Here is a 13,830-nt window from a genome sequence, read left to right as displayed (position 1 = left end):
CGGCGGTCCGGTGACGGCGAAGCGGCCGGTGGGCGGCGCGCCCGGGTGCCGGATCTCGTTCTGGCGTGCCATCAATTAGTTTGGGTGTCGCAGCGAGGACGAGGAGAAGTGGACTGATGTCCGAAACGAACGCGCAGGGCACCCCCCGGCTCGACCAGCGCCCCGAGTGGCACGCACTCGCCAAGCACAGCGAGGAGCTGTCCGGCACCCATCTGCGGGACCTTTTTGACCGCGACCCCGACCGGGGCAGCCGCTACACCCTCCAGGTCGGCGACCTCCACCTGGACTACTCCAAGCAGCTCATCACCGACGAGACCCTCCGGCTGCTGCGGGAACTGGCCGCGGCCACCGGGGTGTTCGAGCTGCGGGACGCCATGTTCGCCGGCGAGCGGATCAACGTCACCGAGGACCGCGCGGTGCTGCACACGGCCCTGCGCGCCCCGCAGTCCGCGACGATCGCGGTGGACGGGCAGAACGTCGTACCGGCCGTGCACGCCGTGCTCTACAAGATGACGGTCTTCGCCGACCGGGTCCGCTCGGGCGAGTGGACCGGCCACACCGGCAAGCGGATCAAGAACGTCGTCAACATCGGCATCGGCGGCTCCGACCTCGGTCCGGCCATGGCCTACGAGGTGCTGCGCTCCTACGCCGACCGCGACCTGACGGTCCGTTTCGTCTCCAACGTGGACGGCGCCGACCTGCACGAGGCCGTGCGTGACCTGGACGCCGCGGAGACGCTGTTCATCGTCGCCTCCAAGACCTTCACCACCATCGAGACCATCACCAACGCGACGTCCGCCCGGCAGTGGCTGCTCGGCGAACTCGGGGCCGGCGACGAGGCGGTGGCCAAGCACTTCGTGGCGCTGTCCACGAACGCGGAGAAGGTCGCGGAGTTCGGCATCGACACGCAGAACATGTTCGAGTTCTGGGACTGGGTCGGCGGCCGCTACTCGTACGACTCCGCGATCGGCCTGTCCCTGATGATCGCGATCGGCGCCGAGGCCTTCCGGAGCATGCTGGCCGGCTTCCACCTGGTCGACGAGCACTTCAGGACCGCGCCCCCCGAGCGGAACGTCCCGCTGCTGCTCGGCCTGCTCGGCATCTGGTACGGCAACTTCCACGACGCGCAGGCGCACGCGGTGCTGCCCTACAGCCACTACCTGAGCCGGTTCACCGCCTACCTCCAGCAGCTCGACATGGAGTCCAACGGCAAGTCCGTGGACCGCGAGGGCAACCCGGTGGACTGGCAGACCGGCCCGGTGGTCTGGGGCACCCCGGGCACCAACGGTCAGCACGCGTACTACCAGTTGCTGCACCAGGGCACCAAGCTCGTGCCCGCCGACTTCATCGGCTTCGCCCGGCCGCTGCCCGAACTCGGCCCGCTCGCCGGGCAGCACGACCTGCTGATGGCGAACTTCTTCGCGCAGACGCAGGCGCTGGCGTTCGGCAAGACCCCGGACGAGGTCCGCGCCGAAGGGGTGCCCGAGGAACTGGTGCCGCACAAGACCTTCCGCGGCAACCACCCCACCAGCACCATCCTCGCCACCGAGCTGACCCCGTCCGTGCTCGGCCAGCTCATCGCGCTCTACGAGCACAAGGTGTTCGTCCAGGGCGCGGTGTGGAACATCGACTCCTTCGACCAGTGGGGCGTCGAGCTCGGCAAGGTGCTGGCCAAGCGCGTCGAGCCCGCGCTCACCGAGGGCGCCGACGTGCCGGGCCTGGACCCGTCCACGAAGGCGCTCGTGGCGAAGTACCGCGAGCTGCGCGGCCGCTGAGCCCGCGGCGGCTGAAGCGGACGCGGCTGAGCCGGAGGCGGCTGAGCCCGAGGTGGCCGCCCGGCCTGGCCGCGACACCACGAAGGGGGACCGGAATCCATGATTCCGGGCCCCCTCCGTCGATCTGCCGACGGCGCCGCCGCTACGACGAGGCCGCCGGATACAGCTCGGCGGGGATCTTCGCGGCCGCCGCGCGGTCCAGCAGCCACAGCGTGCGGGCCCGGCCGTGGGCGCCCGAGGCGGGTGCCTGGACCTCGCCCGGCGAGGACAGTGCGACCGCGACCGCGCCCGCCTTGTCCTCGCCCGCGGCGAGCAGCCACACCTCCCGGGCCGAGCGGATCGCCGGGAAGGTCAGCGAGATCCGGGTCGGCGGCGGCTTGGGCGAGCCGTGCACACCGATCACGGTGCGGACGGTCTCCCGGGTGCCGGGGTGCTCCGGGAAGAGCGAGGCCACATGGGTGTCCGGGCCGACGCCCAGCATGAGGACGTCGAACGACGGCACCCGGGCGTGGTCCTCCGGCCCGGCCGCGGCGGCCAGCTCCGTCGCGTAGGCCGCCGCGGCGGCCTCCACGTCGGACTCGTAGGCGCCGTCGGACGGCGCCATCGGGTGCACCCGGGCCGGATCGAGCGGCACCGAGTCCAGCAGCGCCTCCCGGGCCTGCGTGTAGTTGCGCTCCGGGTCCCCCTCGGGGAGGAACCGCTCGTCGCCCCACCACAGGTCCAGCCGCGCCCAGTCCACGGCGTCACGCGCCGGGGCCTCGGCGAGCGCGGCCAGCAGCCCGTTGCCGTTCCGCCCGCCGGTGAGCACCACCGAGGCGGAGCCACGGGCGGCCTGGGCGTCCACGATCTTCGTGATCAGCCTGGCCGCCGCGGCCCGCGCCATCAACTCCTTGTCCCGGTGGACGACCACCTGCGGCGTACTCACTTCTCCGCCGCCGCCTTGCCGGAGCCCGAGCCGGAAGCGGCCTTCTTCGCCGGCGTCGCCTTCGCCGCGCCCTCGGCCTTGGCTCCCGACCCGTTGGACCCGGCGGACCCGTTGGACCCGGTGGACCCGGCCGCGCGCGCGATCCCGTCGGAGTTCAGCAGCTGTCGCTCGCCGAACTTCACGGTGGCGCGGTATATGTCGTCCGGGTCGAGCCTGCGCAGCTCCTCGGCGATCAGCTCCGAGGTCTCCCGGCGCTTGAGCGCCACATGGCGGTCGGGCTGCCCCGGCACCGCCAGTTCGGCCAGCCCGCCCTCGGGCCGGTCCAGGCAGATGTCGCCGTCGGAGGTGGCCAGCCGCACCGCGGTCAGCCCGGGGCCGTTGCTGACCTTGCGCTCCACCGGCACACCGAGCCGGTCCGCCAGCCACAGCACCAGCAGTTCGGCGCTCGGGTTGTACGCCTCACCCTCCACCGAGGCACTCTCGATCTTGCCGTGCCGCTGGTCGAGAGCGGCGGCCAGCATCGAGCGCCATGGGGTGATCCGGGTCCAGGCCAGGTCGGTGTCACCGGGTGCGTACGTCTTCGCCCGCAGCCCGAGCGAGCCCACCGGGTCCTCGGCGGCCGCCGAGTCGGTGATCCGGCGCGCCGCCAGCCGGCCCAGCGGGTCCTCCGAGGCGTTCTCCGGGGCCTTGTCCGGCCACCAGCACACCGCGGGGGCGTCCGGCAGCAGCAGCGGCAGGACCACCGACTCGGCGTGGTTGGCCAGCTCGCCGTGCATACGCAGCACCACGGTCTCGCCGGTGCCCGCCTCGTCGCCGACCACGACCTCGGCGTCCAGCCGGGCCAGCGCCCGGTCCCGCGGCGAGCGCCCGGGCCGCTTGATGACGACCAGTATCCGGGAGGGGTGCTCCTTGGACGCCTCGTGCGCGGCCTTCAACGCGTCGTAGGCGCTGCCCTCGTCGGTGACGATGACCAGCGTCAGCACCATGCCGACCGCTGGGGTGCCGATCGCCCGCCGGGCCTGGATCAGCCCGGCGTTGATCTTCGAGGACGTGGTGTCCGTCAGATCGATCTTCATGGCCTGCGCCAGCTCCTGCCGTCTTGTGCGAGCATCTCGTCCGCCTCGGTCGGGCCCCAGGTGCCGGACGCGTACTGCGCCGGCTTGCCGTGCCTGTCCCAGTACTGCTCGATGGGGTCGAGGATGGTCCAGGACAGCTCGACCTCCTGGTGCCGCGGGAAGAGGTTCGCGTCACCGAGCAGCACGTCCAGGATGAGCCGTTCGTACGCCTCCGGGCTGGACTCGGTGAACGACTCGCCGTAGGCGAAGTCCATCGTGACGTCCCGCACCTCGGTGGAGGTGCCCGGCACCTTGGAGCCGAACCGCACGGTCACGCCTTCGTCCGGCTGGACCCGGATGACCAGCGCGTTCTCGCCCAGCTCCTCGGTGGCGCCGGACTCGAACGGCAGGTAGGGGGCCCGCTTGAAGACCACCGCGATCTCGGTGACGCGGCGGCCGAGCCGCTTGCCGGTGCGCAGGTAGAACGGCACACCCGCCCACCGGCGGTTGTTGATCTCCAGCTTCACCGCGGCGTAGGTGTCGGTCTTGGACTTGGGGTCGATGCCGTCCTCCTCCAGGTACCCGAGCACCTCCTCGCCGCCCTGCCAGGCGTGTGCGTACTGGCCGCGCACGGTGTACTTGCCCAGGTCGTCGGGGAGCACGACCGCGCCGAGCACCTTCAGCTTCTCCGCGGTGAGCGCCTTGGGGTGGAAGGAGCCGGGCTCCTCCATCGCGGTCAGCGCCAGCAGCTGCAGCAGGTGGTTCTGGATGACGTCGCGCGCGGCGCCGATGCCGTCGTAGTACCCGGCCCGGCCGCCGATCCCGATGTCCTCGGCCATGGTGATCTGCACGTGGTCGACGTAGGACCGGTTCCAGATCGGCTCGTACATGGTGTTGGCGAAGCGCAGCGCCAGGATGTTCTGGACGGTCTCCTTGCCCAGGTAGTGGTCGATCCGGAAGACCTCGTTGGGCGGGAAGACGTCGTGCACGATCTGGTTGAGCTGCTGGGCACTGGCCAGGTCGTGGCCGAACGGCTTCTCGATCACCGCGCGCCGCCACGAGTCGCCGGTGCCCTGCGACAGGCCGTGCTTCTTCAGCTGCTGCACCACGTTCGGGAAGAACTTCGGCGGCACGGACAGGTAGAAGGCGAAGTTGCCGCCGGTGCCGCGGGCCTTGTCCAGGTCCTCGATGGTCGACTTGAGCTGCTCGAAGGCCTTGTCGTCGTCGAAGTTGCCCTGGACGAAGCGGCAGCCCTCGGCGAGCTGCTGCCAGACCTCCTCGCGGAAGGGGGTGCGGGCGTGCTCCTTGACCGCGTCGTGCACCTCCTGCGCGAAGTCCTCGTTCTCCCACTGGCGGCGGGCGAACCCGACCAGCGCGAAGCCCGGCGGCAGCAGACCGCGGTTGGCCAGGTCGTACACCGCCGGCATCAGCTTCTTGCGGGACAGGTCGCCGGTGACCCCGAAGATCACCAGGCCGGACGGCCCGGCGATCCGCGGCAGCCGCCGGTCGAGCGGGTCACGCAGCGGATTGCCCACCGTCAGCTTCTCGTCCTCGGATGTCACCTCACGCCTCCGAAGGGGCGAGCCGCTCGAGTTCGGCCTTGGTGGAGTCCAGGAGTTCGTTCCAGGCCGCCTCGAACTTCTCGACGCCCTCGTCCTCCAGTACCTGCACCACGTCGTCGTACGACACGCCGACCGTGGCGAGCGCGTCGATGTCGGCCTGCGCCTGCGCGTAACCGCCTCGGACGGTGTCGCCGGTGACCTCGCCGTGGTCCGCGGTCGCCTCCAGCGTGGCCTCGGGCATGGTGTTCACGGTGTTCGGCGCGACCAGCTCCGTGACGTACAGCGTGTCGGAGTAGGCGGGGTCCTTCACACCGGTGGAGGCCCACAGCGGGCGCTGCTTGTTGGCGCCGGCCCGCTCCAGGGCGGCCCAGCGGTCGGTGCCGAAGACCTCTTCGTACGCCTGGTAGGCCAGCCGCGCGTTGGCCACGGCGGCCTTGCCCTTGAGCGCCTTGGCCTGGTCGGAGCCGATCTTCTCCAGCCGCTTGTCGATCTCGGTGTCCACGCGGGAGACGAAGAACGACGCGACGGAGTGGATCTCGGCGAGGTCCAGGCCGGCGGCCTTGGCCTTCTCCAGACCGGACAGGTAGGCGTCCATCACCGCGCGGTACCGCTCCAGCGAGAAGATCAGCGTGACGTTGACGCTGATGCCCTTGCCGATCACCTCGGTGATCGCCGGCAGCCCGGCCTTGGTCGCGGGGATCTTGATCAGGGTGTTCGGGCGGTCGACCAGCCAGGCCAGCTGCTTGGCCTCGGCGATCGTGGCCACCGTGTTGTGCGCCAGCCGCGGGTCCACCTCGATGGACACCCGGCCGTCCTGGTGGTTGCTGGCGTCGTAGACCGGACGCAGGATGTCGGCGGCGTCGCGGACATCCGCGGTGGTGATCATCCGCAGTGCCTCCTCGACGGTCAGCTTCCGCGCCGCGAGGTCCTTCAGCTGTCCGTCGTATCCGTCGCCCTGGGAGATGGCCTTCTGGAAGATCGACGGGTTGGTGGTGACACCCACCACGTGCTGCTGGTCGATGAGTTCGGCCAGGTTGCCGGACGTGATGCGCTTGCGCGACAGGTCGTCCAACCAGATCGCGACGCCTTCGTCGGAGAGGCGCTTGAGTGCGTCTGTCATGGGAATTGCATCTCCTGAAATGTCGTGTACCAGCGTCAGCGGTCTGCGGCGGCGAGAGATTCCCGGGCCGCGGCGGCCACCGCCTCCGCGGTGAAACCGAACTCGCGGAAGAGCAGCTTGCCGTCGGCCGAGGCACCGTAGTGCTCGATGCTGACGATTCGGCCGGCGTCTCCCACGTAGCGGTACCAGGTGAGGCCGATGCCGGCCTCGACGGCGACCCGCGCCTTCACCGAGGACGGCAGCACACTCTCGCGGTACGCCGCGTCCTGCTCCTCGAACCACTCCACGCACGGCATCGAGACCACCCGGGTCGGGATGCCCGCGGCCTGCAGCTCCTCGCGCGCGCCCACCGCGAGCTGCACCTCGGAGCCGGTGCCGATCAGGATCACCTGCGCGGGGCCGCCCTCGGCCTCGAACATGACGTATCCACCGCGGGCGGTGTCCTCGTGGACCGGGTAGGTCGGCACGCCCTGCCGGGTCAGCGCCAGGCCGTGCGGGGCGCCCTTGCCGATCTCCTTGGTCCAGCGCTTCTGGATCTCGCGCCAGGCGATCGCCGTCTCGTTGGCATCCGCGGGGCGCACCACGTTCAGCCCCGGGATGGCGCGCAGCGAGGCCAGGTGCTCCACCGGCTGGTGGGTCGGGCCGTCCTCGCCGACGCCGATCGAGTCGTGCGTCCACACGTACGTCACCGGCACGTGCATCAGCGCGGACAGCCGGACGGCGTTGCGCATGTAGTCGGAGAAGACGAGGAACGTGCCGCCGTAGACACGGGTGTTGCCGTGCAGCGTGATGCCGTTCATCTCCGCGGCCATGGAGTGCTCGCGGATGCCGAAGTGCACGGTCCGGCCGTACGGGTCCGCGCCGGGCAGCGGGTTGCCGACCGGGAGGAACGACGAGTTCTTGTCGATGGTGGTGTTGTTCGACCCGGCGAGGTCCGCGGAGCCGCCCCACAGCTCGGGGATCACCGAGCCCAGCGCCTCCAGGACCTTGCCCGAGGCGGCGCGGGTGGCCAGCGAGGCGCCGGCCTCGAACTCCGGCAGCTGCTCCTGCCAGCCCTCCGGCAGCTCGGCCGCGTCGATCCGGTCGAACAGCTCGGCGCGCTGCGGGTTCGCGGTGCGCCAGGCGGCGAAGGACTTCTCCCACTGCGCGCGCGTGTCGCGGCCGCGGTCGCCGACCGCGCGGGTGTGGGTGATCACGTCGTCGGCCACGTCGAAGTGCTTGTCCGGGTCGAAGCCCAGCACCTCCTTGGTGGCCCGCACTTCGTCCTCACCGAGGGCCGAGCCGTGCGCGGCGCCGGTGTTCTGCTTGGTGGGCGCGGGCCAGCCGATGATCGAACGGACCGCGACGAACGACGGCCGCTCCGTCTCGGCCTTGGCGGCCAGCAGCGCGGCGTGCAGCGCGTGCACGTCGAGGTCGCCGTTCTCCTTCGGGGCCACCCGCTGGACGTGCCAGCCGTATGCCTCGTACCGCTTGACGGTGTCCTCGGAGACGGCCGTCTCGGTGTCGCCCTCGATGGAGATGTGGTTGTCGTCCCACAGCAGCACCAGGTTGCCGAGCTTCTGGTGGCCGGCCATCGAGGACGCCTCGGCGGAGATGCCCTCCTGCAGGCAGCCGTCACCGGCGATCGCCCAGATGGTGTGGTCGAAGGGAGAGGTGCCGACCGGCGCGTCCGGGTCGAACAGCCCGCGCTCGTAACGCGAGGCCATGGCCATGCCCACCGCGTTGGCCACGCCCTGGCCGAGCGGGCCGGTGGTGGTCTCCACGCCCGTGGTGTGGCCGTACTCCGGGTGGCCGGGGGTCTTGGAGCCCCAGGTGCGCAGGGCCTCCAGGTCGGCCAGCTCCAGGCCGTAACCGGCGAGGTAGAGCTGCGTGTAGAGGGTCATGCTGGAGTGCCCGGCGGACAGCACGAAGCGGTCGCGGCCGGTCCAGTCGGCGTTCGCCGGGTCATGCCGCATGATCTTCTGGAACAGCAGGTAGGCCGCCGGGGCCAGGCTCATCGCCGTGCCAGGATGGCCGTTGCCGACCTTCTGCACGGAATCCATCGCGAGGACGCGGGCGGTGTCCACGGCCCGCTGGTCCAGATCGCTCCACTCAAGGTCTGTGGTCGTCGGCTGCTTGCTCACCCTGGGTCAGGGCTCCTCTCCACATATGTTGAAAAGCGCCGGTGACTGGTGCCTACCCGACGTTCTTGAGCCTACCGCCGCAGGCGCGCGGGCCTTTGCCCACGCTGCCGCATCTGTGGATAACTCCTGCGCGGGCAACGGATGACACGCCCCGCCCATGGACACCCCCCGCAGAAAGCCGGGTATTCCCTACGTCTAGAGTGGCGTGGTACGCGCAGGGACCGTGGTCCGCCGCCGCATCCGCGGCCGGCAGGCAGCCGGGACCTGCTGGACTCATCTCTCGTGGGGTGTTCGTGACAGCCGTCGAATCCCGACCCGCAGGGGTCATCGGGACGGGCTCGGGACAGACGAACTCCGGGCACCGGCCGCCGCGTGCCCGTGTCATGGCGTTCGTCGCGCTGACCAAGCCGCGCATCATCGAACTGCTGCTCATCACGACCGTTCCGGTGATGTTCCTGGCGGCCGATGGCGTGCCCAACCTCTGGCTGGTGCTGGCGACCGTGGTCGGCGGCTACCTGTCCGCGGGCGGTGCCAACGCGCTGAACATGTACATCGACCGCGACATCGACGCGCTGATGCACCGCACCGAGCAGCGTCCGCTGGTCACCGGGATGGTCTCGCCGCGCGAGGCCCTGGTCTTCGGCATCGTGCTGTCGGTGGTGTCCACCGTGTGGTTCGCGGTGCTGGTCAACCCGCTGTCCGCCGCGCTGTCGCTGACCGCGATCCTCTACTACGTGTTCGTCTACACGCTGTGGCTGAAGCGGCGCACCGCGCAGAACATCGTGTGGGGCGGTGTCGCGGGCTGCCTCCAGGTGTTCATCGGATGGTCGGCCGTGCGCAACGAACTCGGCTGGGCGCCTTTCGTGCTCTTCCTCGTCCTGTTCTTCTGGACCCCGCCGCACTACTGGCCGCTGTCCATGAAGGTCAAGGACGACTACGCCCGGGTCGGCGTGCCCATGCTCCCGGTCGTCGCCGGCAACCAGGTCGTCGCCCGGCAGATCGTGCTCTACAGCTGGGTCATGGTCCTCACCTCGCTCACCTTGTGGTGGCCGCTGGGGGACACCTCCTGGTTCTACCCGGTGGTCGCGGGCGCCCTCGGCGCGTTCTGGCTGAAGGAGGCGCACGGGCTGCACGCCCGCGCCAAGGCCGGGGTGATGGGGGCCAAGCTCAAGGAGATGCGGCTGTTCCACTGGTCCATCACCTACGCCACGCTCCTGTTCGTCGCCGTGGCGATCGACCCCTTCCTGCACTAGGGACTTCCGCACCGGGGACTCCCGCTTCCCGCAGCGGCGACTCCCGCGCCCCAGGCGCGAAAGTGCCGTGCCGGCCCACATCGGGACAACCGGCACGGCCCCCATCGGCCCACCCCCGTACGACCGTTGATTTGAGCGCGGCCGGCCCCCAGGATGTGCTGGTCCCATCGACGAGTTCCTCGGGAGGTACGTGTGAGAAGGCGGCGCATGCTGCATGGCGCGCTCGTGACAGTGCTCGGTGCGGTGGCGACCCTGGTGGCCGCGGGTACGGCTTCGGCCGATATGACAACGTTGTCCAACAAACCGACAACGTTGTCATATTCCTCCACCTCCTCCGGTTCCGCGCTGGTGTCCGACCCGGCGAGCTATGTGGACCCGCTCATCGGCACCGGACGTGGCGGCTCGACCGTCGGCGAGATCAACAACTTCCCCGGCCCGTCCGCGCCGTTCGGGATGATGCAGTTCTCCCCGGACACGTCCGGCTCCTACGCCGGCTACCAGTACCACGACGACCAGATCCGCGGCTTCAGCCTCGACCACGCCTCCGTCGGCTGCCGCGCCTTCGGCGACGTGCCGATCCTGCCGGTGACGGGCGATGTGGGCAGCACCCCCTGGAACCTCACGGAGCACTTCACGCACACCGGGGAGAAGGCCGAGCCCGGCTACTACGCGGTGACCCTCGACGCGTCGGGCGTCCGCGCCGAGCTGACCGCCTCCACCCGGACCGGTCTGGCCGCCTTCACCTTCCCCCAGGGGGCCGCGGCGGCGCAGTTGCTGGTCAAGGCCGGTGGCAGCCTCAACGGCGACAAGAGCGCCGACGTCCAGGTGGTGGGCGACCGGGAGGTCACCGGCTCGGCCACCACCGGTGACTTCTGCGGCAAGGGCAACGAGTACACCGTCCACTACGCGATCACCTTCGACCAGCCCTTCACCGCGCACGGCACCTGGGACGGCAGGACCGTGACCAAGGGCGGCGACTCCGCGAGCGCCCCGGGCGCCGGGGCGTACCTCACCTTCGGCGACGGCGGCAGCCGGACCGTGCGGGCCAAGGTCTCGATGTCGTACGTGTCCGTGGCGGGCGCCCAGGCCAACATGGCCGCCGAGGTGCCCGGCTGGGACCTCGACGCGCTGCACCGGCAGACCCGCGACCAGTGGACGCGGACCCTGCGCAAGGTGCGGGTCGCGGGGAAGGACGCCGACGAGCTGACGACGTTCTACACCGCGCTCTACCACTCGCTGATGCACCCGAACACCTTCAACGACGCCGACGGCCGCTACATCGGCTTCGACGGCAAGGTCCGCACCCTGCCCGAGGGCCATGCGCAGTACACCAACTTCTCGGACTGGGACACCTACCGCTCGCTCGCGCCGCTGCAGGCGATGCTCTTCCCGCAGCAGGCGAGCGACATGGCCCAGTCCCTGGTCAACGACGCGGAGCAGGGCGGCTGGTGGCCGCGGTGGCCGCTGGCCAACGCGTACACCGGACAGATGACCGGCGACAACTCGGTGCCGCTCATCGCGAACCTGTACGCCTACGGGGCCCGCGACTTCGATCTGAAGACGGCGCTGAAGTACCTCGTCAAGGGTGCCACCACGGTGGACACGACCGCGGGCGCCTACCAGGAGCGGCCCGGCATCGCGGAGTACGTCGAGCGCGGCTACGCGCCGAACGACGACGCCGCCAAGGGCGACCACGGGCACGTCGGGGCCTCGGAGACCCTGGAGTGGGCCATCGACGACTTCTCGATCGCCCAGCTCGCCGACGCCGCCGGGCAGACCTCGGTGGCCCGCACCTTCGGCAGGCGTGGCCAGAACTGGCAGAACATCCTCGACCCCGCCACCGGCTACCTCGAACCGCGCGGCGAGGACGGCCGGTTCCCCGACAAGCCGGGCTTCCAGACCCCGGGCGACGGGCAGTTCGGCCAGGAGGGCTACGACGAGGGCAACGCCGCCCAGTACAACTGGCTCGTCCCGCAGGACATGGCGGGGCTGATCACCTCGATGGGAGGGGCGAGCGCCGCGACCGAGCGCCTCGACGGGTTCTTCTCCCAGCTCAACGCGGGCCCCAACGCCCCCTACATGTGGGCCGGCAACGAGATCGACTTCGGCGTGCCGTGGGTCTACAACCAGCTCGGCCAGCCGTGGAAGACGCAAGCGACGGTCCGGGAGATCGCCACCACCCTGTTCAGCCCCACCCCCGACGGCGAGCCCGGCAACGACGACCTGGGGGCGCAGTCCTCCTGGTACGTGTGGGCCGCGCTCGGCATGTATCCCGCGACGCCTGGCACGGCCGACCTCACCGTGCACAGCCCGATGTTCCAGCGGGTGGTGCTGGACCTGCCGGGCAAGGCCGCGGACCTGGACATCCGCGCCCCGCAGGCCGCGGACGACGCTCCTTACGTCCACCGGCTCACCCTCGACGGGCGCACCTGGGCGCGCACCTACCTGCCGCAGTCCGTCGTCTCGCACGGCGGGCGCCTGGACTTCACCCTGTCCACCACCCCCGACACGCACTGGGCCGCGTCCGCGAGCGTCGCGTCGCCCTCCTACCGCGCCGGTGAGCACGACTTCCTGGCCACGGCCACCCCGAACCAGTCGACGGTGGCGCCCGGCGGGGCGGCGGCCGACCTCACGGTCCATGCCCAGCGGCTGGCCGGGCACGGCCACGCGCTGACGGTCAGCGCCTCCCCGCCCCAGGGCATCAGCGTGACACCCGCCGGCACGTCCCTCGCGCTGGACCGGGCGACCGGCTCGGGCACCGTACGGCTGGCGGTCAAGGCGGCGGCGGGCACCGCGGACGGCTACTACGAGGTACCGCTCACCGTGCGCGGCACGGGAAGCGGCGGCGGCTCGCCGGTGCGCCTCACGGCCATCGTCCTGGTCGCCGCCGAGCACAGCCTGGCCGCGGAGTACGACAACGTGGGCACCACGCAGGACGGCGACCACGCGAGCGGCGACCTCGACGGCACCGGCAGCACCTACTCCCGTGAGGCGCTGGCCGCGGCGGGCCTGGACGGCGGCGCGCGCACCGAGGTGTCCGGGACGTCGTTCGTCTGGCCCGAGGCCCCCGTCGGACGCCCCGACAACGTGGTCGCCGACGGGCAGACCCTCGCGCTCGGGGACAGCGCGAAGACCGTCACCCGCCTGCTGTTCGTGGGCTCGGCGACCAACGGCGACCAGCGGGCCACCGCCCAGGTGACGTTCACCGACGGCAGCACGGCGCAGGCCGACCTGTCCTTCGGCGACTGGACGAAGCCCGGCGGCGGTTCGGCGCCGGTGCTGGGGAACACGCTGGTGGCCGCGACCGATCACCGCAACGAGTCCGGTGGTGCGGGCCCGGCGGCGTACGTCTTCGCCACCACGCCGTTCGCCGTGCCGCAGGGCAAGCAGGTCGCGAGCGTGACGCTGCCGGACAACGGGAACCTGCACGTGTTCGCCGTCGGCCTCGGCTGAGGCGCCCGCGTCCTCCGGTACCGCCCGTACCTCCCGTACCGCCCATACCGCCCGGCGGGGATCGGACCCCCTTCCCGATTCCCGCCGGGCTGATCCCCGTCGGGCGCCGTCTTCCGCCGAGGGATTACCGGTGAGTAGGGTGGGGGCATGGCTGAGAGCAAGGTGGACAACGACCCCCGGGCCGAGCGACGCGTGCGGCGGCTGACCAGGGAGATCCACGCGTTCGGGCGGGCGCACGGCGGCGCGGACGCGCAGATCGCGTACCTAGGGGAGCGCGGCGCCCGGATCGTGCTGGTGGGGGAGGACGGCGCCTGGGGCGACCTGGTCGCGCCGACGTACGAACTGGCGCAGCGGGCCGTGGGCGCGTCGGGAGTGACCGCGCACGAGGCGTTCGACGGGGAGATGGCCGCGAAGGTGCGGACAGGGCCGTACGAGTGGTCCCGGATGGCAGGCATCCAGCTCGGCGGCCGGGCCGGCAGCTGACCGCGCTCCCTATTACCGCCCAGGTCGTTAGGACCTGTGCGGGCTGCCCCCTGCGGCCGTCCGCGCAGCGACCGAGGACCT

The 13,830-nt window shown here is 71.0% G+C and carries 9 protein-coding genes; 4 read left to right on the top strand and 5 right to left on the bottom strand.

Features of this window, described 5'->3' with window-relative positions:
• Positions 1-116 precede the first annotated feature (116 nt).
• Positions 117-1,775: a glucose-6-phosphate isomerase gene (pgi, locus tag OG370_RS10180; protein ID WP_328462769.1), complete on the top strand. Its 1,659-nt coding sequence runs from the start codon at positions 117-119 to the stop codon at positions 1,773-1,775.
• Between the two features lie 142 nt (positions 1,776-1,917).
• On the opposite strand, the gene pgl is transcribed toward pgi, so the two are convergent.
• From pgl to tkt, 5 genes are read right to left on the bottom strand one after another with little or no spacing between them, the layout of a single operon-like run.
• Entirely contained in the window at positions 1,918-2,700 is a 783-nt protein-coding gene (gene pgl / locus OG370_RS10175; protein WP_328462768.1) for a 6-phosphogluconolactonase, read from the bottom strand.
• A complete protein-coding gene (opcA, locus tag OG370_RS10170) occupies positions 2,697-3,776 on the bottom strand; it encodes a glucose-6-phosphate dehydrogenase assembly protein OpcA (protein WP_328462766.1) in 1,080 nt (359 codons plus the stop codon). Before opcA ends, pgl begins: the two co-directional genes overlap by 4 nt.
• Positions 3,773-5,296 carry a glucose-6-phosphate dehydrogenase gene (gene zwf / locus OG370_RS10165; RefSeq protein WP_402449978.1) on the bottom strand — a complete coding sequence of 508 codons (1,524 nt, stop codon included), beginning with the start codon at positions 5,294-5,296 and terminating at the stop codon, positions 3,773-3,775. Before zwf ends, opcA begins: the two co-directional genes overlap by 4 nt.
• A gap of 22 nt (positions 5,297-5,318) precedes the next feature.
• On the bottom strand, positions 5,319-6,437 hold the full coding sequence (tal, locus tag OG370_RS10160) for a transaldolase (RefSeq protein WP_328462762.1): 1,119 nt from the start codon (positions 6,435-6,437) through the stop codon (positions 5,319-5,321).
• 35 nt (positions 6,438-6,472) lie between these two features.
• Complete coding sequence (tkt, locus tag OG370_RS10155) at positions 6,473-8,560, bottom strand: transketolase (RefSeq protein ID WP_328462760.1); 2,088 nt, start codon at positions 8,558-8,560, stop codon at positions 6,473-6,475.
• Between the two features lie 293 nt (positions 8,561-8,853).
• Here tkt and OG370_RS10150 point away from each other — a divergent pair, with 293 nt between their 5' ends.
• The 3 genes from OG370_RS10150 (at position 8,854) to OG370_RS10140 (ending at position 13,749) form a co-directional block, all read left to right on the top strand.
• On the top strand, positions 8,854-9,813 hold the full coding sequence (locus OG370_RS10150; protein WP_328462758.1) for a heme o synthase: 960 nt from the start codon (positions 8,854-8,856) through the stop codon (positions 9,811-9,813).
• A 312-nt stretch (positions 9,814-10,125) separates the two neighbouring features.
• Entirely contained in the window at positions 10,126-13,266 is a 3,141-nt protein-coding gene (locus OG370_RS10145) for a GH92 family glycosyl hydrolase (RefSeq protein ID WP_328462756.1), read from the top strand.
• Between the two features lie 147 nt (positions 13,267-13,413).
• Positions 13,414-13,749 (top strand): hypothetical protein, encoded by a 336-nt coding sequence (locus OG370_RS10140; RefSeq protein ID WP_328462754.1) that lies wholly within the window; start codon positions 13,414-13,416, stop codon positions 13,747-13,749.
• Positions 13,750-13,830 lie beyond the last annotated feature (81 nt).

Source organism: Streptomyces sp. NBC_00448 (genome assembly GCF_036014115.1).
GTDB lineage: Bacteria > Actinomycetota > Actinomycetes > Streptomycetales > Streptomycetaceae > Actinacidiphila.
The sequence above is the reverse complement of the archived record's forward strand: the minus strand, read 5'-3'. Positions and strand labels throughout refer to the sequence as shown.